Source organism: Neptuniibacter sp. QD37_6 (assembly GCF_047778085.1).
Taxonomy (GTDB): Bacteria; Pseudomonadota; Gammaproteobacteria; order Pseudomonadales; family Balneatricaceae; genus Neptuniibacter.
The window spans coordinates 3,523,368-3,541,463 of record NZ_CP180550.1 but is presented as its reverse complement, the minus strand read 5'-3'; the positions used below and the strand labels follow the sequence as shown (position 1 = coordinate 3,541,463).

General features: G+C 46.8%; 16 protein-coding genes. 7 read left to right on the top strand and 9 right to left on the bottom strand.

Translation table 11 applies throughout. The annotated features are described in order from the left end of the window. Nucleotides 1-236: 236 nt before the first annotated feature. From ACMXYO_RS16985 to ACMXYO_RS16975, 3 genes are all read right to left on the bottom strand, one after another. Complete coding sequence (locus tag ACMXYO_RS16985) at nucleotides 237-1,124, bottom strand: ABC transporter ATP-binding protein (protein WP_415886316.1); 888 nt, start codon at nucleotides 1,122-1,124, stop codon at nucleotides 237-239. 86 nt (nucleotides 1,125-1,210) lie between these two features. Then, nucleotides 1,211-2,197 (bottom strand): ABC transporter permease, encoded by a 987-nt coding sequence (locus ACMXYO_RS16980; RefSeq protein WP_415886315.1) that lies wholly within the window; start codon nucleotides 2,195-2,197, stop codon nucleotides 1,211-1,213. Nucleotides 2,198-2,270: 73 nt separating this feature from the next. Continuing rightward, nucleotides 2,271-3,650 carry a CmpA/NrtA family ABC transporter substrate-binding protein gene (locus ACMXYO_RS16975; RefSeq protein ID WP_415886314.1) on the bottom strand — a complete coding sequence of 460 codons (1,380 nt, stop codon included), beginning with the start codon at nucleotides 3,648-3,650 and terminating at the stop codon, nucleotides 2,271-2,273. Between the two features lie 222 nt (nucleotides 3,651-3,872). Here ACMXYO_RS16975 and ACMXYO_RS16970 point away from each other — a divergent pair, with 222 nt between their 5' ends. Next, on the top strand, nucleotides 3,873-4,118 hold the full coding sequence (locus ACMXYO_RS16970; RefSeq protein ID WP_415886313.1) for a hypothetical protein: 246 nt from the start codon (nucleotides 3,873-3,875) through the stop codon (nucleotides 4,116-4,118). Between the two features lie 6 nt (nucleotides 4,119-4,124). On the opposite strand, the gene ACMXYO_RS16965 is transcribed toward ACMXYO_RS16970, so the two are convergent. Both ACMXYO_RS16965 and ACMXYO_RS16960 read right to left on the bottom strand, forming a co-directional pair. Further along, nucleotides 4,125-5,150 (bottom strand): CmpA/NrtA family ABC transporter substrate-binding protein, encoded by a 1,026-nt coding sequence (locus tag ACMXYO_RS16965; protein WP_415886312.1) that lies wholly within the window; start codon nucleotides 5,148-5,150, stop codon nucleotides 4,125-4,127. Nucleotides 5,151-5,167: 17 nt separating this feature from the next. Then, nucleotides 5,168-5,773, bottom strand: a complete 606-nt coding sequence (locus ACMXYO_RS16960; RefSeq protein WP_415882905.1) for an ANTAR domain-containing response regulator — start codon at nucleotides 5,771-5,773, stop codon at nucleotides 5,168-5,170. A gap of 230 nt (nucleotides 5,774-6,003) precedes the next feature. Here ACMXYO_RS16960 and ACMXYO_RS16955 point away from each other — a divergent pair, with 230 nt between their 5' ends. Next, complete coding sequence (locus ACMXYO_RS16955; protein WP_415886311.1) at nucleotides 6,004-8,634, top strand: molybdopterin-dependent oxidoreductase; 2,631 nt, start codon at nucleotides 6,004-6,006, stop codon at nucleotides 8,632-8,634. Nucleotides 8,635-8,873: 239 nt separating this feature from the next. Further along, a complete protein-coding gene (locus tag ACMXYO_RS16950) occupies nucleotides 8,874-11,075 on the top strand; it encodes an EAL domain-containing protein (RefSeq protein WP_415886310.1) in 2,202 nt (733 codons plus the stop codon). A gap of 50 nt (nucleotides 11,076-11,125) precedes the next feature. Here ACMXYO_RS16950 and ACMXYO_RS16945 read toward each other — a convergent pair whose 3' ends face one another. Next, a complete protein-coding gene (locus ACMXYO_RS16945) occupies nucleotides 11,126-11,923 on the bottom strand; it encodes an NAD(P)H-flavin reductase (protein ID WP_415886309.1) in 798 nt (265 codons plus the stop codon). 424 nt (nucleotides 11,924-12,347) lie between these two features. On the opposite strand from ACMXYO_RS16945, the gene ACMXYO_RS16940 reads away from it, so the two are divergent. The 3 genes from ACMXYO_RS16940 (at nucleotide 12,348) to ACMXYO_RS16930 (ending at nucleotide 15,318) form a co-directional block, all read left to right on the top strand. Then, on the top strand, nucleotides 12,348-13,322 hold the full coding sequence (locus tag ACMXYO_RS16940; protein WP_415886308.1) for a DUF1852 domain-containing protein: 975 nt from the start codon (nucleotides 12,348-12,350) through the stop codon (nucleotides 13,320-13,322). A 25-nt stretch (nucleotides 13,323-13,347) separates the two neighbouring features. Next, nucleotides 13,348-14,376 carry a methionine synthase gene (locus ACMXYO_RS16935; RefSeq protein ID WP_415886307.1) on the top strand — a complete coding sequence of 343 codons (1,029 nt, stop codon included), beginning with the start codon at nucleotides 13,348-13,350 and terminating at the stop codon, nucleotides 14,374-14,376. Between the two features lie 111 nt (nucleotides 14,377-14,487). Continuing rightward, a complete protein-coding gene (locus ACMXYO_RS16930; RefSeq protein WP_415886306.1) occupies nucleotides 14,488-15,318 on the top strand; it encodes a sulfite exporter TauE/SafE family protein in 831 nt (276 codons plus the stop codon). A 149-nt stretch (nucleotides 15,319-15,467) separates the two neighbouring features. Here ACMXYO_RS16930 and ACMXYO_RS16925 read toward each other — a convergent pair whose 3' ends face one another. Both ACMXYO_RS16925 and ACMXYO_RS16920 read right to left on the bottom strand, forming a co-directional pair. Continuing rightward, complete coding sequence (locus tag ACMXYO_RS16925; protein WP_415886305.1) at nucleotides 15,468-15,662, bottom strand: hypothetical protein; 195 nt, start codon at nucleotides 15,660-15,662, stop codon at nucleotides 15,468-15,470. A 210-nt stretch (nucleotides 15,663-15,872) separates the two neighbouring features. After that, nucleotides 15,873-16,469 (bottom strand): chorismate--pyruvate lyase family protein, encoded by a 597-nt coding sequence (locus ACMXYO_RS16920; RefSeq protein WP_415886304.1) that lies wholly within the window; start codon nucleotides 16,467-16,469, stop codon nucleotides 15,873-15,875. A gap of 50 nt (nucleotides 16,470-16,519) precedes the next feature. On the opposite strand from ACMXYO_RS16920, the gene ACMXYO_RS16915 reads away from it, so the two are divergent. Continuing rightward, complete coding sequence (locus tag ACMXYO_RS16915; protein ID WP_415886303.1) at nucleotides 16,520-17,107, top strand: DUF1415 domain-containing protein; 588 nt, start codon at nucleotides 16,520-16,522, stop codon at nucleotides 17,105-17,107. Here the strand turns inward: ACMXYO_RS16915 and ACMXYO_RS16910 are convergent. Further along, nucleotides 17,104-18,003 (bottom strand): LysR substrate-binding domain-containing protein, encoded by a 900-nt coding sequence (locus tag ACMXYO_RS16910; protein ID WP_415886302.1) that lies wholly within the window; start codon nucleotides 18,001-18,003, stop codon nucleotides 17,104-17,106. The genes ACMXYO_RS16915 and ACMXYO_RS16910 overlap by 4 nt on opposite strands. Nucleotides 18,004-18,096: the final 93 nt, after the last annotated feature.

Sequence of the window (18,096 nt, the reverse complement as noted above, 5' to 3'; positions counted from 1 at the left end):
AAGGTTTTAAAAGCAATAAAAAAGGCGTTCAGACCCCTGTCCTTAACCTTGGGTGGTAGGTTAGGGAGAGAGGTTTGAACGCCTTTGTTCGATTCTATGCGAGGATTTATCGCTCCACCGTTGGAGCATTCAGACTAGCTAATAAGGTGCGCTTTGTTGGTGCGCTTTCTTAGCTATGCACTGCTTTAGTCTGACCAAATCCTAGAATTCACCGTTGAAATGTAGGGTTTCAGCGCTTAAGCAGCTTTTTCCTCGCTTTCTGCTTTATCATCTTGCACATCCTGTGCCAGATCTTGCTTTTTATCCTCTTTTGGTGCGGATTCAGCACTGTCAGGCTTGCGTTGCTTCTCATATAGGAAGGTCAGCACTTCATGACGATAGTGGTTGTACTGTGGGTCATCCGCCAATGCGATACGGTCACGTGGACGCGGCAGGTCAATATCTAGAATTTCACCAACAGTCGCAGCTGGGCCATTGGTCATCATCACGATTCGGTCAGATAGCAGTACTGCTTCATCGACATCGTGGGTAATCATAATCACGGTGTTGTTGAGATCTTTTTGGATCTCCATCAGAGAGTCCTGCAGGTGAGCGCGGGTGAGGGCATCCAATGCACCGAATGGCTCATCCATCAGCATTACGGTCGGCTCCATTGCAAGTGCACGGGCGATACCTACACGCTGCTTCATACCGCCTGAGATCTCATCCGGACGTTTGTCCATCGCGTGATCCATGTGTACTAGCGATAGGTTGTGCTCAATCCACTCGCGCATCTCTGCTTTTGATTTCTGCTTACCGAAAACCTGTTTCACGGCTAGCTCAACGTTTTCGTAAGCGCTTAACCATGGCAATAGGGAGTGGTTCTGGAAAACCACTGCACGTTCAGGGCCCGGTGCATTGACCTCTTTACCATCAAGTAGGCAGCCACCTTTAGTCGCTTGATAAAGGCCTGCAACGATATTCAGTACAGTCGATTTACCACAACCGGAGTGACCGATTAGCGAGACAAACTCACCTTTATTGATGGTTAAGTTCACATCCTGTAGCGCTTTGAATGGGCCGTTAGGGGTTGGGAAATCAATATCTACTTTTGTTAGTTCTAAATGCTTTGGAGGCTGAGTCATGATAATTCTCCTGCTGAGAGGCTTGGCCTCTCAGGCTTTAAATTCTGTTAACGTCCTATGTAACGTTTTGCTTTATAGCGCCTTACTTATCTAAGTACCGCAGTCTTATCCCAAGACACTTTCTTCTGCAGGAACAACATAACGCGGTCTAGCATGAAGCCGATCAGACCAATCACAAGCACGGCTACCATGATGCGGCCTAGGGAGCTGGAGCTACCGTTCTGGAACTCATCCCATACGAACTTACCTAGACCAGGGTTTTGCGCCAGCATCTCTGCGGCGATCAATACCATCCACGCGATACCCAGTGATAGACGCAAACCTGTGAAGATCATCGGGATAGAGGATGGCAGTACAATTTTGCTGACATGTGCGAACCAGCTCAGACGTAGTACCTGAGATACGTTCTGCAGATCTTTACTGATGCTAGATACACCTACCGCTGTGTTAAGCAGTGTTGGCCACAAACTACATAGAGATACAGTGATTAGAGATGTCACAAAGGACTTAGCAAACATTGGGTCCTTGCTGACATAAACCGCACTGACAACCATAGTAACCAGTGGCAACCATGCCAGTGGCGATACCGGTTTAAACAACTGAACCAACGGGTTCAGTGCAGAGTAAAGAGTATTGTTTAAGCCGATCACGATACCCGCAGGGATAGCGATCAGGGATGCCAGAATAAAGCCTGACAATACCGTTACTAGGCTCGTACCGATCTGATCAAAGAACGTCGGGTTGCCTGTGTAAGGACGGATTTTTACTTTAGCGTTCGGGTCTTTTTCTAGCTTCTTAGCGTTACGCTTCTCTTGGCGCTCGTAGAAAGCAGCCTCTTTATTACGTTCATTCTGGTGATCGTTTACCAGATTGATGGTTTGTTCATACACTGCCATAGGGCCAGGGAAAGCACCCAAGGATGTATTAATGCTTTTCGCGCCGATCTCCCACACGAAAAGGAAAATTAGTAGACCAACCAGAGGTACCAGAAGGGTTTTGCTGAACTTCTGTAGATTGTCTTTCGGGTTTTCAAAAAAGGCACTGATGCCTGATAGTGCGGATGTATTACTCATAACTTGCTACTCCCTCGTTGACCTGAATTCCTCCCCCAATACCTAGGGGGAGGAATATGCTGAACCAGTCAGATTAGATTTTCTGTTCTGGTTTCAGACCAATGTTGAACTTCTTCAGGTAATCGTTTGGCTTCTTACCGTCGTAAGTGATGTTGTCGATAAAGTGAGTCTGCGGAGCACGGAAACCATCTTCAGTGTTGAAGTCTGGGAACATGTCCGGCGTCATCTTACCTTCTTCGATCAACTCTTTAGCTGCTGTAGCGTAGATATCAGGACGGTAAACTTTCTTCGCGATATCCATGAACCACTGGTCAGACTTAGGTTCAGAGATCTGACCCCAACGACGCATCTGAGTTAGGTACCAGATCGCATCGGAGTAGTACGGGTAAGTCGCGTTGTAACGGAAGAATACGTTGAAGTCTGGCACTTCACGCTTATCGCCTTTTTCGTACTCAAATGTACCTGTCATTGAGTTAGCAATAACGTCGTAGTCCGCACCTACATAGTTAGGCTGAGACAAGATTTTTACTGCCTCTGGGCGGTTAGCGTTGTTGTTATCGTCCAGCCATTTCGCTGCACGGATCATCGCTTTAACGACACGAAGGTGAGTATTCGGGTTTTCGTCAGCCCATGCTTTAGATACACCAAATACTTTCTCTGGGTTGTTTTTCCAGATCTCGTAGTCAGTGACTACAGGTACACCAATACCTTTAAATACAGCCTGCTGGTTCCATGGTTCCCCTACGCAGTAACCGTAGATCGTGCCTGCTTCCATTGTTGCTGGCATCTGTGGTGGAGGTGTTACAGACAGTAGGGCATCGGCATCGATCGTACCGGACGTATCACCGTTATGAGGTGCGTAGTAACCTGGGTGGATACCACCCGCCGCTAGCCAGTAACGTAGCTCATAGTTGTGGGTAGATACTGGGAATACCATACCCATGTTAAATGGCTTACCTTCGTCTTTATATTTCTCAACAACAGGTTTTAGCGCATCGGCTTTGATCGGGTGAACTGGTTTGCCATCAGCTTGTTTAGGCACATACTCTTTCATCTGATCCCAGATATCGTTAGATACAGTGATCGCGTTACCGTTAAGGTCCATAGAGAATGCAGTGATGATATGAGACTGCGTACCGAAACCGATAGTTGCTCCTAACGGCTGGCCGGCAAGCATGTGCGCGCCATCTAGCTGACCGTCAATGACACGGTCGAGAAGAACTTTCCAGTTTGCTTGCGCTTCTAGGGTTACGTAGAGGCCTTCATCTTCAAAGAAGCCTTTTTCGTACGCAACCGCTAGAGGAGCCATATCTGTCAGTTTGATAAAACCAAACTTCAGATCTTCTTTTTCAGGCTCACCAATTGCTGCCCATGCAGGCACGGTAATTAATGAAGCAGCTAAAACTGCACCGCTGATAACTTTACTTAGTAGAGCCTTTTTCTTCTTAAGCATGGATCGTTCTCCCAATCTTAAAAACAAAAAGGCGCCGAACATGATCACATCAATGTGATCAGCCGAGGCGCCTTTGCCTAGTTTCAAATTTTGTGACCTTCTGGGTCGTTTCTAACTATTAGAGTGCACCGCCATTGGTGTCCTCATTTGCTATCTAATAGAGCAGGTGCTGTGCCAGAGTTTTGAAAATCCATAAAAAACAATTGGTTACGATTAATTTGTTTGTTTTTTGGAATTTTTGTTGTGTTTTGTTGCGGTGCACAATGGGGCTTTGGTTCATTAAGTTGGTGCAAAAGTGAGGGGGCAAAAATAGGGCAAACGAAAAATGTTTTGGGGCGTCTGGTCAGAAAAGGGGCTTTAAAAGGAGAAGGGTTTGTTAGAAAGGTAGGGTGTTTTTTGTCGGGAAAATTTGCCGAAAAAAAAAGCTCAGTTATTAAAACTGAGCTTGTTTTAAGTGCTGATTGTTGAGCTTAGTTAAGCGCCAATCCAGTTTTGATATAGATCTTTGCGATAGACGTTATGAACGATCTCATCTTGATCAAATTCCTGCTTGCCAATCTGGCCGCATTTACGCATCTGATCGATTAAGAACAGCCCATGGTCAGGATCTGGGCAGTTCACATTCTCACCGGAGAAATGCTGCTCCATCGAATAAGGTGGTGTGAACTTAGATAACTGCTCTGCTGCTTGATCTAAATAAGGTGGCAGTGCGAGGAGTTTCAAAATCTCAGCCTGATTGCTTGGTTCCTCCGCCCACAGACAGGCTTCGTGGATCGCTGTAATCAATGCGCGGTGGGTATTTGGGTGTTCATCGGCCCACTGCTGCGTGACGCCCAGTACTTTTTCCATATGGGAGCCCCAAATCTTATGGCCGGTACTCACAAGACCACCAATCTGTTGCACTAAAGCTAAGCTATTCCAAGGTTCACCTACGCAGTAACCATCGATCAAACCGGTGGAAAGGTTATCGAGCATTTTGGTCGGTGGTACCGCGACCAGCTGAACATCCTCTTCGGTATTGATGTTGTTCTGGTTTAACCAGAAGCGTAGTTGGTAGTGATGGTTTGAGTAGGGGTAAACGGTAGCGATAACCGGTTTTCGTCCGCTTTGCTGGATCAGCTCTTTAAACTGTTGGCCGACCTGTTCGCTGTCATCCCAATCAGAGATCTTATTGGACAGCGCCATATACAATTCTTGCGATAGAGTAATCGCCGTACCGTTCTGGCTTAGGGATAACGCCGTCATCATCGGTGTCGGGTTACCGTTTAAGCCCAATGTTGCAGCCAGCGGCATCGGTGCCAGCATGTGTGCCGCATCAAATAATCCAAAACTTACTTTGTCGCGAATAGAGGCCCAAGAGGACTCTTTACTCAGGATGACATTCAAACCATGTTTCTTAAAAAAGCCTTTCTCGCGCGCAACAACCAAAGGGGTACAATCGAGCAGTGCCACAAAACCTAGTTTCAGGTCAGTTTTTTCTAGTGTCAGTGCATCTGACATATCAGCTCCTATCTCTTTTACTTACTCAGGCCGTTCGCCAGTTGTAAAACTTCAATCACATTTCGTGCCACATCGGGAATTTTCTGGCCTCGGTCCATCGCAAGCTTACGCAGGGTTTGATATGCCTGTTCTTCATCGCAGCCTTGATGCTTCATCAGCATGCCTTTGGCTTTCTCTATGGTTTTGCGTTCTGCCAGTTGGTTTCTGGTTTTCTCCAACTCTTCACGTAATAAACTGTGAGCATCGAAATGAGCGATCGCCGTATCCATAATCGCTTTTACGCGGTCGGGTTGTAGACCGTCGGCTATATAAGCGCTGACACCGGCGTTAATTGCTTCGGCCATCGTCCTGCGGTCGTTCTGTTGTTCCGCAAAGAAAACGATCGGGCGTGGATTGTTCTGGCTCATCGTCGCCATACTTTCCAACGTGTCACGGTTGGGTGAATCCATATCTATAATGACTATGTCGGGGTGGTTCTCCTCGACATGCTTATTTAGATCAGTGGTGTTAGGTAGATGACAGACAACATGGTGCCCCAGCGTATTTAACGCCTTCTCAAGCGCATTCACACGAATGGGCTCGTCATCGATCAACAGCACGTTTAAACAGTTTACTTTACTCATTAATCCAGTTCCGGAATTGGATAGCCTGTCATAAAGCAATATTTGTTCCATGGTTATTTTAGAGCTTTGTGGCACGCGCTTTGCTGTACTAGGAGCAATACATTTTGATGCGCAACGGTGCGTGCTTACTCTTTCTTCAGTTTAGGGTATGCAGGTGCCTGCATTCCAAAAAAACTGACCAGTAAGCCAAACATTTACGTTGCTCTTGGATAGTTTTATTGGAGGTAAAGATGCAAACGACAACGACCTGTCCTTACTGCGGCGTGGGCTGCGGGGTAAAGGCTGAAATTGCTGACGATTGCGTAGTTGCAGTAAAGGGTAACGAAGAACACCCCGCTAATTTTGGCCGTTTATGCGTAAAAGGCTCCTCTTTAAACGAGGTATTAGGGGCCGAAGGGCGCTTACTTAACCCAGTCGTCGATGACGAAATTGTTGAATGGGACAGTGCTCTGGAAACAGTCGCTGAAGGTTTTAAACGCACAATAATGGAGCACGGTCCCGATTCTGTGGCCTTTTATCTCTCCGGTCAGCTCCTTACCGAAGATTACTATATTGCCAACAAACTGATGAAAGGCTTTGTCGGCACCGCCAATGTCGATACCAACTCGCGCCTGTGTATGTCATCAGCCGTGGCGGGTTATAAGCGCGCTTTTGGTGCCGATGCTGTGCCTTGCTGCTATGAAGACCTAGAACTTGCCGAGCTGATCATCATCACCGGTTCAAATGCTGCGTGGAACCATCCAATCCTTTTCCAACGCATGAAAGCGGCAAAAGCTAAGAATCCTAATCTGAAAATTGTAGTGGTGGACCCACGTCGCACCGCGACTTGTGATATCGCCGATCTGCATATTCAGCTCAAAGCCGAAACCGATAGCTCTCTGTTTACTGGTTTGCTTTCTTACTTAGCGCGTCATGATCATCTTGATTACGAATATATCGCCAACTTCACTGAAGGCTTCGCTGATGCCCGTGCTAATGCTGAGTTTACTTTCCCAGATGTGGATAGCGTGGCTAAAGCTTGCGATCTACCTATCATGCAATTGCGCACTTTCTTTGAGTGGTACGCCAAAACTGAAAAAGTTGTGACCTTCTACTCGCAAGGGGTGAACCAGTCCGCCAGCGGAACCGATAACTCCAATGCCATTATTAACTGTCACCTTGCGACGGGTCGCTTGGGTAAAGAGGGTGCAGGACCGTTCTCTATTACTGGACAGCCAAACGCAATGGGTGGCCGCGAAGTCGGTGGCCTAGCGAATCAGCTTGCAGCACATATGGAGCTAAACTCGCCAGAGGCGGTCGACTGTGTAGGACGATTTTGGGGCAGTGATAATGTTGCGACCAGCGCCGGTTATAAAGCGGTGGATCTGTTCGAAGCGATTGAAGCGGGCAAAGTAAAAGCGATCTGGATTATGGGTACCAACCCTGCGGTAAGTTTGCCAAATGCTGATCAAGTGGTACGAAGCCTGAAGCAATGTCCGCTGGTGGTGGTATCTGACTGTATGGCGCATACCGATACGGTTGCCCTTGCCAATGTATGTTTACCAGCGACGGGCTGGAGTGAGAAAAACGGTACTGTAACTAACTCCGAGCGTCGTATCTCCCGTCAGCGCAGCTTACTTCCGCCATCAGGTGAAGCTAAACCGGACTGGTGGATTATCAGCGAAGTCGCAAAACGTATGGGCTATGAGCAGGCCTTCAACTACGACCACCCATACGAGATCTTTAAAGAGCATGCTGAGTTATCGGGTTTTGAAAACAACGGCAGCCGCGCCTTTGATATAAGCCAGCTGCAAGATCTGGATCTGAAAAGCTATGATGCCTTAAAACCACAGCAATGGCCGGTAACCGATGCTGCGCCATATGGCACCGCGCGTCTATTTGCTGACGGTAAGTTCTTTACGCCATCGGGGAAGGCGCAGTTTATTACGGTCGATCCACACGACCCGCTACAGCAGCCTTGTGACGCAATGCCTTTTGTTATGAATACCGGCCGTATTCGTGACCAGTGGCACACAATGACCCATACAGGGCGTACCAGCCGCCTTTTTCAACACCGCGAAGAACCCTTTGTTGAGCTCAACAGAGAGGACGCGGAAAAACTGAATATCAAAGAATCTGAGCTCGTTAAACTTAAAAACATACAGGCGGAATATATAGGTCGTGCCCGTATCGTCGATACCGATCAGCGCCGTGGTGAAATCTTTGTCCCTATGCACTGGAACAAACAGTTCAGTGCCAAGGCGCGTATGGGTGCTCTTGTTCAACCGGCGGTCGACCCGTTCTCGGGTCAGCCAGAAGGTAAACACGCCGTGGTAAATGTCGAGCCGTATAACCCCGCTTGGGAAGGTTGGCTGATTACCCGCAAGCCCCTTGATGATGCGTTACCGGTTGAATACTGGTCTCGCGTGCCCAAAGAGAGTGCATCGCTCTACTATCTGGCAGACAGCATCAAAATCGAAGATATGCGTAGCTGGTGTCAGCAACAGTTTGGTGAAATCGATATTTGGTTGGAAGATGCCAACCAGAAGAGCTTCCGTGCAGCGGGTCTAAATGGCGAGCAGCTTGAGTGGGCCTTCTTCCGTATGCCTTATGGCCAGATCCCATCGACCTTGTGGTTGGAGCAACTCTTTGCCGAAACCGAAGTGAATATGGATCAACGTCGTTTCCTACTTAGCGTAACCGGCTGCGAACTGGAAGATCCGGGCGAGATCATCTGTAGCTGTTACCAAGTAGGTAGCCACGCGATCGAAGATGCGATCCAACAGGGCTGTAACTCACTCGATGCACTAGGAAATAAGCTGAAGTGCGGTACGAACTGCGGCTCCTGTATCCCTGAACTTAATGGGATGTTGGGGAAGTAGTGCGGTAAACAACGGATTTATTGAGCGAAAGCAGCCTTTAGGCTGCTTTTTTTGTGTCAGAACGTCGCTTAGCCTAGAGTAAGAGTTTGCTTTCTTTCTTCAACCAGCCAGAAGCGAGCATTAATTCGTCGGTTATTTTATAAAAGGCTATCCTTGATATAGCAAAGCCATCAATCAGGACGAATGGGGCAATTTAAAGTACTCAGGGACAAACTCAGTTAAGTGAGAATATCCGAAGTATGAGTTTAAAACTTGATCAATCTATTGATGCCGCGTTGAAGCTGGTAAATGAACATAGTGGTCATCAGTATTTTGATGTCTTGGTCACCAGTCTCGCCCAATTGATTGATGCTGATTATGTTCTGATTGGTGAGCTGGATCTTGTGTCTCACCAAGCAAATACTGTCTCCTTATGGTGCGAAGGACAGTTAGGTGACAAACTCTCTTATGATTTAGAGGGGACACCTTGCGATAAAGTTTACAGTGGCGGCATATGTGTTTATCCCCGTGATATTGCAACTCTTTTCCCTGGCGACAAAATGCTGGATGACTTTGGTTTGGAAGGTTATGTCGGCAAAAGTCTGAAAAGTGCTGAGGGACAACCTATAGGTTTATTGATTGCGATGTTTAAGCAAAAGGATCAGGCCAGTGATGATATTCTGGGCATTTTTGATCTTTTCGCCATTCGTGCTTCTGCTGAATTGGAACGTAGCCTCTGGGAGCGGGAACTGCAGAAGCAGATCTCTCTTTTGCAAAAGAAAAATCAGCAGTTAGATCTTTCTCATCGAGTGTTTGAACATACCAATGAGGGACTTCTGGTCTCTGATGAAAACAACAATATTCTTGAAGTAAACACTGCTTTTGAAAGGACGTGTGGTTACAGTCGGGAAGAGCTGATCGGTAATAACCCAAGTATGTTAAGTTCAGGGCTACAACCGAAATCTTTCTACAATGGGATGTGGCAGGATCTCTACACAAAAGGCATATGGCAGGGTGAGTTGTGGAATCGGCGTAAAAATGGTGAAACTTATCCGGTCTGGAGTTCAATTACTCTGGTTAAAAATGATCAGGGTGGAATATCCAACTTTATCTCCAGTTTTAGGGATATCAGTTCTGAGAAAGAGTTACAGGAGCAGCTTTATCACCAGGCTACCCATGACTACTTGACTGGGCTGAGTAATAGCTTTGAATTCCACGATCATGCCAATAAAGCGATCGCAGTGGCTAAAAGGGCGAGCCAGCATATTGCCCTGATTCGCATGAATATCGATAACCTGAATATGGTGAACTCTTCATACGGGCATATCGTTGGAGATATGGTTGTTAAGACCATTGGTGAGAAACTCAAAGGCCAGACCCGTGACAGTGATCTACTGGCCCGCCTCGGCGGTGATGACTTTGCATTGCTGGCGGGTTACGACAGCTTCCATCGTCTGGAAAAACAAATTAAACGTACTTTACAGTTATTTACGGAGAATATTCACACTGAATTAGGTGATATCTCTCCTTCCTGTTCTGTGGGTATTAGTATCTTGGGTGAAGACGCCGACGATCTTGAGTCTCTAATGCGTAATGCCCACAAAGCACTACGTTTTGCGAAACAGCATTACCGTGGTGGTTATAGTTTTTATAGTCAGGAGTTTGAAGAGCAGGCCCGTCGCCACGACAGGGTAGAAAATAGACTGTATAAAGCGATCTCTGAAGGGATGATTGAGCCGTATTTCCAGCCGATCATTAATCTGAAAGATATGTCAGTTCATCACTGTGAAGCATTGGCTCGCTGGACTGATGAGCAGTTAGGTCAGGTTTCCCCAGCCGAATTTATTCCAATAGCAGAATCAACTGGGCTTATACAGAAGTTAGGTGAATTGATATTCAACCGCTCTGTTCAGATTTTTGCTCAGTTGAATTCTGAATTGAGTCGCGAGCAAAAGAACCCTGTAGGCGTCACGGTTAATCGCTCGCCGGGTGAGTTCAACTTCAGCAAAGGAGAGCGGGCTTCGACCGGAGATATCGTAACCAAATACGATTTGAGCCCTGATTTGGTCTGTATCGAAATAACCGAAAGCCTGATGATTGAGTCACCTGATGAGGCACTGGAGCAGCTTAATCACATCAAGAATCAGGGGTTCTCATTGGCGCTTGATGATTTTGGCACTGGTTTTTCATCTTTGGGTTATCTGAAGCATTATCCTTTTGATTATCTGAAGATCGACCAGTCTTTTGTTAGAGATATGAAAGAGCAGGGTGAGGATTATATTCTGGTTAAAACCATTATTCAGATGGCTAAAAACCTTGGTTTGAAAACTATAGCTGAAGGTGTTGAAACAGAAGAACAGCGCCAGCTACTTAAAGATCTCGGCTGCGATTACGGCCAGGGTTACCTATTCAGTAAGCCTCTCCCAGAGGAAGAACTGTTCCAGTTTGTCAGAAATGCTTAAGCAGTGTAATAGGAAAGCTATTACACTTTTTCCTTTACTTAATTAGCGCTTCAAATAGCAGCCTTCTGCCCCCTTGGCGCAAACTCAAATGCATCTGAGTAGCAATGCTCTTCCTTAAGTCCTTTGGACTCCAGCTGATCGATTGTGCTGTAAACCATATTGGGAGAGCCGCAAAGGTAGGTTTGAGTTCCTTCAAGAGCATCACAATCTTTGCTTACTACTTCGTAGATAAAGCCAGCGCGGCCGTTCCAGTTATCGTTTGGCGATTCGAGAATTGGTGTGAAGCTGAGGTTCGCATTCTGATCCGCCCAAGCTTGGAACTGCTCTAGCAGATAGAACTCTTCGATCTGTTTGTTCGACCAGTAAATATTCACTTCAGCATCGGGTTTACGTCTTAGTATCTCTTCGGTGATGCTTTTGATTTTCGATATGCCTGAGCCTGCTGCGATTAATAGGTGAGGCAAAGCAAGGTCAGTCTGTAAAAAGGCTTTCCCCATTGCCAGCGTTACATTCAGGGGAGTTTGGCTTTCTGCATGTTGAGATAGGCAGTTCAAAACCTTATCTGCAAACTCACTACCGTTATGGATAAACAGTTTTAGGCAGCGAGGGTTTTCTGAATCAGGGCTACTGGCAATGGTGTAAGAGAGCGTTTGTAGCTGACCATCGCCATTCACATCTAAATCGAGCTGCAGATACTGTCCTGCATGATAGTTAAGCTCTGTACCTGCTGGCGATTGCAGCTCAATATCAAATGTATCTGTATCAAAAGAGCCATTACTCAAAGGGGCAAACTTAACAACCTGACAAGGGTAAGAAGCGACTGGGTAGGTTGTGGCAACGTTACTCATAAACAAACCTAAATATTCTGTTTTCGTGACTGATTGCCAAGCAGCTTAAGGAGCTTATTGCATGAGTAGAAATGGTTAATTTTCACTGATCAATTAGTTTCCCTCATACATGTCTATGCAGTGCGCTTGCCTAGCACTAGATCCTGAGCATTACCGATGACGATGCAGCCTGCGTAAAATGGGCGCTTATCCAGCAAAAATATACCTCGTAGTGCCTCTTCAAAATGTTGCTTCAATCAATTCATGAGTAAAGGTCATCAAACCATAAAATTTAATCAATTTTTTTCATAAAACTGCCCCTGTAAAAAGTGCACTTAGCTTCTTAAGTACGACTGCTCCTAATATCGGCCCATGGTTATTTAAGGCAGGTGAACAGTCCCAAGAGCGATGAAAAGTCAGACTTAATTTCTACGGAATACAGATTATGAGCAACGGTTTCGAATACAGCATTGAGCGCATTAGTTTCGACGAAAACTATGAGCCATCAGGCAATACTCGCCTAACAACTAACTTTGCCAACTTAGCGCGTGGCGAACAGCGTAAGGAAAATTTGAGCCGTGCGATCAAGATGATTGATAACAGCTTTAATACGCTGGCGACTTGGGATAACCCTAACAATGATCGTTACTCGATAGAGCTTGAGATCATCCATGTTGATATTGATGTCCAAGGGAATGGCGATAACTTCCCAACGATTGAGATCTTAAAAACGTACATCCTTGATCACAAAACTGAGCGCCGTATCGAAGGTATTGTTGGCAACAACTTCTCCTCTTACGTGCGTGATTATGATTTCAGCGTGCTGCTATTGAATCACAACAAAGATGCAGAGCAATTTAGCGTGCCGGATAACTACGGCGAGCTGCATGGCAACATGTTTAAAGACTTTGTGAACTCAGAGGTCTACAAGCAGAACTTCAACAAACTGCCGGTGATCTGCCTGAGTGTGTCGGATAACAAAACATATTATAAAACGGCGAATACCCACCCGGTATTAGGTACGGAATACGAGCCAAATGAACCTTCATTGACCGAACAGTACTTCAAAAAGATGGGCATGGAAGTGCGTTACTTCATGCCGCCAAACAGCGTGGCGCCGTATGCGTTTTATTTCTACGGGGATCTACTCAACGATTACACCAACCTTGAGTTGATCAGCACCCTTAGCACGATGGAGACGTTCCAAAAGATCTATCGCCCAGAGATTTATAACGCCAATGCTTTTGCCGGTGAAGTGTTTAAACCAAGTTTGAAGCACCAAGATTATTCACTAACGCAAGTTGTGTATGACCGAGAAGAGCGCAGCCGTTTAGCGGTTGAGCAAGGTAAATGGGCGGAAGAGCACTTTATTAAGCCCTATGGTGAAATTCTTGAAAAATGGTCTGCTAACTACGCGTAAGCCAAGATATAGAGCTGTATAAATTATGAAAAACTTACTACCTACTTCAACTGCTGGAAGTTTACCTAAACCCTCTTGGCTAGCAGAACCGAAGAAGCTTTGGTCACCTTGGAAACTAGAAGGTGAAGAACTCGAGTTCGGCAAGCAAGATGCACTGCGTGTGACCCTGCAAGAGCAAGAAAATGCCGGCATTGATATCGTTAGCGATGGCGAGCAAACACGCCAGCACTTTGTGACCACCTTTATCGAGAACCTGAGCGGTGTTGATTTTGAAAAGCGCAAAACCGTTCGAATTCGTAACCGCTATGATGCCAGCGTACCGACTGTTGTTGGTCCGGTGAGTCGTCAAAAGCCTGTGTTTGTGGAAGACGCTAAGTTCCTGCGCAAACAAACGGATCAGCCGATTAAATGGGCGCTACCAGGGCCAATGACTATGGTTGATACCCTTTACGATGATCACTACAAGAGCCGTAAAGATCTGGCGTGGGAATTCGCTAAAGCGCTAAACGAAGAAGCGAAAGAACTAGAAGCGGCTGGCGTGGATATTATCCAGTTTGATGAGCCGGCATTTAACGTCTTCTTTGAAGAAGTAAATGAATGGGGCATTGCCTGCCTTGAGCGCGCGATTGAAGGACTTAAATGCGAAACAGCCGTGCATATCTGCTACGGCTATGGCATTAAAGCCAACACCGATTGGAAAAAAACGCTGGGCTCGGAATGGCGTCAATACGAAGAGACGTTCCCATCTCTACAGAAATCCAATATCGATATCATCTCTTTGGAGTGCCACAACGGCCGTGTACCGCTTGAGGTGCTTGAGTTGATCCGCGGTAAGAAAGTGATGGTAGGTGCGATTGATGTCGCAACGGAGACCATCGAGACGCCGGATGAGGTGGCCGAAACACTGCGTGGCGCGCTCAAGTATGTTGATGCCGACAAACTCTACCCTTGCACCAACTGCGGTATGGCACCCCTATCACGCGAGATCGCACGTGGCAAGTTGAATGCCCTGCGCGCGGGCGCAGAACTGGTTAGAAAAGAGCTGGCAGCTTAATACTGTCATAGCAAAGCAGCTCGACACTACTAAAAAAATTGGGGGCTTATGGCCCCATCGCTTTTATGGCTATATACCTCAGGGTAAAGCCACTGTATAGATAGACCCTCAATGAATATCACTGAATTATTTATCAACAATATCCCTACCTTTTTAGCGCTACTAGCAACAGGTGCTTTCGCTGGCATCCTAGCGGGCTTGCTCGGTGTTGGTGGCGGCATCGTAATCGTACCGGTGCTGTTTTTCCTATTTCAGAGTTTTGGTGTATCACCAGAATCTGCCATGGTCGTGGCGACAGCAACTTCATTGGCGACCATCGTTCCCACCTCGATCAGCTCGATTCGCTCCCACCACCAAAAAGGTAATGTCGACTTTGATCTACTAAAACGTTGGGCCGTCTTTATCTTTGTCGGTGTTTTGATTGGCAGTTGGCTAGTAACACGGGTCGAGGGGACTTGGCTCACTGCGCTATTTGGCGTGATCGCGACGCTATCTGCACTGAACATGCTATTTAGAACCGGTAAATCTGCACTGTTCCAACAACTACCGGGCAAAGCAGGGCAAACGGCGATGGGCACATCCATTGGCTTTTTCAGCTCGATGGTAGGTATCGGCGGTGGAACAATCTCGGTGCCACTACTGACTCTATATAACTATCCTGCGCATAAGGCGGTGGGTACGGCTGCTGCCATTGGGCTAATCATATCCCTACCGGGTGCCGTAACTATGTTGCTGCTGGGCAGTACGCCAACCGATGCCCCAGCGGGCACATTTGGTTTAGTAAACTTGATCGGTTTCCTCTGCATCGTGCCACTGACAGTTTTATTCGCTCCGATTGGCGTATCCATCGCGTCGAAATTGGATGCGGGCAAACTGAAGAAAGTGTTCGCGGTGGTGTTGTTAATTACCGGCTTGCGAATGTTGTTACAGTTGGTGATTTAGGATGGGTAGGCAAGGACGCCATTACGCAGTCAGAGGAAAAACAAAGTCACTGTGCTAGAGGACGGGTTCACCTAGAGGAGACATGATGGTAAGAAGTTGGAAACCCTTGCCGTCTAAATTCGAAAATAGCGGTTTGTTAGGTTTTATCATCATGAAACAGTTTTTACTTTAATCTGCTTCTCTTCAGAAGTTGCGTTAAAGTGTTCCAAAATTGATTGCAAACATGGCGTACATAGTGGACCAACTTTGCCTAGATCACTCCAATCTTTTTCACTCACCCCTAATTGAATTTCAACAGCACTCTTTAAGCACTTCCCACAGGCAGTGTATTTATTATCAAACATGGCACGATACTTCTGAATTCACACATTTTGAGTATAGGAATAGAATTAGATTTTGACTGACCTATCAGTCTGTATTGTGATGCAAATCAAAAGGGAAGGTTATTTTCTAATAAAGGAATTAAGAATTTATACTCATAATGTCTGAGTTGTGTCGAAAATAGTCGAGTAGTTATTCAACTCTAAATATTTTTGTACTTAAGTTTGGAAAAGCTATTTTTCCAACAACTCAGGCAAAAATGCTTCAGAAACTAGCAAGGGTTTATTGGAAAGGAAGAACACTGAGCGGCGCGCCCAGATCTCGGTTTTATCTTTTAGTTGCAGACGACTGATCTCGATAGGATCGCGGCGCATGGTTGGATCGGTAAATAGCAGGCTCCCCAAAGAGCGGTTACCTAACATACGCAGTTGGCGCTCGCGGCCGGTTAGGGTTTGCGCGGGGATAATCGAACGAGCAAACACCCAAGGTACGTCGTTACCGATCAACTGAACCTCTCGGACAAGTGCGCATTGGCGCTGATCTATGCCTAAGGCATTGGCCTCAGAGCGAGTTGGGCGCATCCATCCTTGTCTTACCACCTCAACACGGAAGTTTCCCTGACTGCGTTTTAGCAAGCGCTGGGTTAGCGAGCCGCTATCTAGCAACCAGCTTTGCCATTCGTGAGGCACCGCAGTCTTGAGTGGTCGACGTAGTTTCAACCAACGGGTATCAAAACTTTGTGTGGTAAGAGCAGACTTGATAGGCACTGGGGTACTTAGCTTCCTAATGATGAGTGGCGCTATCTTAGCAGAAAGGGCGGTCAGCATCATAGGCACCAAATTAGAGCATTGACGGGGAAGCTGGGGTAAAATGATTCCCTATGACGACTGATAAATTCTCTTTTCCAGCAACGCAGGCTGAACAGTTAACTCAACAATGGGTTGAGGCGATTGTGGTTGGCCTAAATCTATGTCCCTTTGCGGCACCTGAAGTGCGCAATCAGAGCATCCGTTACGCGGTATCTCATGCCAGTGTGATGACCGATGCAGCGCAGGATTTCCTAGCTGAGCTTGCGAAAATTCAGGACTCGCCCGAAGAAGAGTTATCCACAACCTTAGTTGCGTTTACCGAGACGGCGGTGGATTTTGAGTCGTTTCTGGATCTGCTAGATCTTTGCCAAACTATGCTTGAGCGTGCGGGCCTTGCCGGTGTATTCCAACTGGCGAGCTTCCACCCTGATTACTGTTTCTCTGGGGTTGAAGCGGATGATATTACTAATTGGACCAACCGTGCGCCGTTCCCAACCATTCACATTATTCGTGAAGGGCAGATGAGCCGTGTGCTGGTGCACTATAAAAACCCAGATGAGATTCCTGAACGTAATATGGCGTTGATGGAAACTATGGGACGTACAGGCTTAATCGAGCGCTTCCCACCCCTTGCTCAATACTGGCCTGCAGATTCCTAATCGTTCTCTAAGCGTTGCTGCAATCGTGGTCGAGCCCACTCAATAAAGGCACGGCTTCTTGAAGATAGTCGGCGCGAGTGTGGATAGACCAGATTGACCGGAATCGATGGGCTTTCAAACTGCTCTAGGACTGGGGTCAGCTGACCCGTTCTGATATGCGGATTCACCTGATAACTTAAGAACTGACCGAAACCACGACCCTCTCGACAAGCATCCACGGCAGTTTCTACATGGTTAGTTTTAAAGCTGCCCTGCACATTGATTCTGTATTGCTGGTTAGCCTCAGTGAAGCCCCAAGTGGCGTGAGATCTAAGCGCGGTGAGGTGAATACAGTCGAGCTGCTCTAACTCATCTGGGTGCTTCGGTACCCCGTATTTTGCAATATGGGCTGGGCTTGCACAGACTTTGTATTTGACCTTACCGACCTGTTTCGCGATCAGGGTAGAGTCGGGAAGGGGGCCGATACGCAGGGCGATATCCATCCCTTCCTCGATCAGGTCCACTACGCGATCCAACAGCAGTAGTTCTACCTCCATTTCCGGATAGGTCTCTAAAAACTCATTAATCACAGGGCTGAGATGTAGGCGGCCAAAGGTTTGTGGCGCCGTGATCCGAATCACCCCTTTAGGGATCGTTTGCTGCTGGCTGAGGGCATTTTCTGCATCTTCCACCTCCAACAATATCTGTCGGCAGCGCTGACAGTAGTCATCGCCTTCCTCGGTTAGGCTGAGACTACGGGTGGTGCGATAGAGTAACTGAGCACCGAGCTCTTTCTCCAGTGCCGCCAGCGTTCGGACCACCGAGGATTGTGACATGGATAACTTTTCTGCTGCTGCACTAAGACTGCCGCAGTCGACGATTTTGACAAATACCGCCATTGCTTTGAGTTTATTCATCTCTGCAGATTAATGCATAAAGTGCATTATTGAAATCCAGTTTGCTCTATTTATTGCGTTATCTGTTTTTCACATAATGAATGACATGATCAA

Bases quoted from the DNA above. Each gene is read 5' to 3' on its own strand.
- ACMXYO_RS16950 (WP_415886310.1), top strand. From the start codon at position 8,874: ATGAGTTTAAAACTTGATCAATCTATTGATGCCGCGTTGAAGCTGGTA.
- ACMXYO_RS16940 (WP_415886308.1), top strand. From the start codon at position 12,348: ATGAGCAACGGTTTCGAATACAGCATTGAGCGCATTAGTTTCGACGAA.
- ACMXYO_RS16910 (WP_415886302.1), bottom strand. From the start codon at position 18,003: ATGAATAAACTCAAAGCAATGGCGGTATTTGTCAAAATCGTCGACTGC.
- ACMXYO_RS16960 (WP_415882905.1), bottom strand. From the start codon at position 5,773: ATGAGTAAAGTAAACTGTTTAAACGTGCTGTTGATCGATGACGAGCCC.
- ACMXYO_RS16915 (WP_415886303.1), top strand. From the start codon at position 16,520: ATGACGACTGATAAATTCTCTTTTCCAGCAACGCAGGCTGAACAGTTA.
- ACMXYO_RS16920 (WP_415886304.1), bottom strand. From the start codon at position 16,469: ATGATGCTGACCGCCCTTTCTGCTAAGATAGCGCCACTCATCATTAGG.
- ACMXYO_RS16980 (WP_415886315.1), bottom strand. From the start codon at position 2,197: ATGAGTAATACATCCGCACTATCAGGCATCAGTGCCTTTTTTGAAAAC.
- ACMXYO_RS16965 (WP_415886312.1), bottom strand. From the start codon at position 5,150: ATGTCAGATGCACTGACACTAGAAAAAACTGACCTGAAACTAGGTTTT.
- ACMXYO_RS16935 (WP_415886307.1), top strand. From the start codon at position 13,348: ATGAAAAACTTACTACCTACTTCAACTGCTGGAAGTTTACCTAAACCC.
- ACMXYO_RS16925 (WP_415886305.1), bottom strand. From the start codon at position 15,662: ATGTTTGATAATAAATACACTGCCTGTGGGAAGTGCTTAAAGAGTGCT.
- ACMXYO_RS16955 (WP_415886311.1), top strand. From the start codon at position 6,004: ATGCAAACGACAACGACCTGTCCTTACTGCGGCGTGGGCTGCGGGGTA.
- ACMXYO_RS16975 (WP_415886314.1), bottom strand. From the start codon at position 3,650: ATGCTTAAGAAGAAAAAGGCTCTACTAAGTAAAGTTATCAGCGGTGCA.
- ACMXYO_RS16985 (WP_415886316.1), bottom strand. From the start codon at position 1,124: ATGACTCAGCCTCCAAAGCATTTAGAACTAACAAAAGTAGATATTGAT.
- ACMXYO_RS16930 (WP_415886306.1), top strand. From the start codon at position 14,488: ATGAATATCACTGAATTATTTATCAACAATATCCCTACCTTTTTAGCG.
- ACMXYO_RS16945 (WP_415886309.1), bottom strand. From the start codon at position 11,923: ATGAGTAACGTTGCCACAACCTACCCAGTCGCTTCTTACCCTTGTCAG.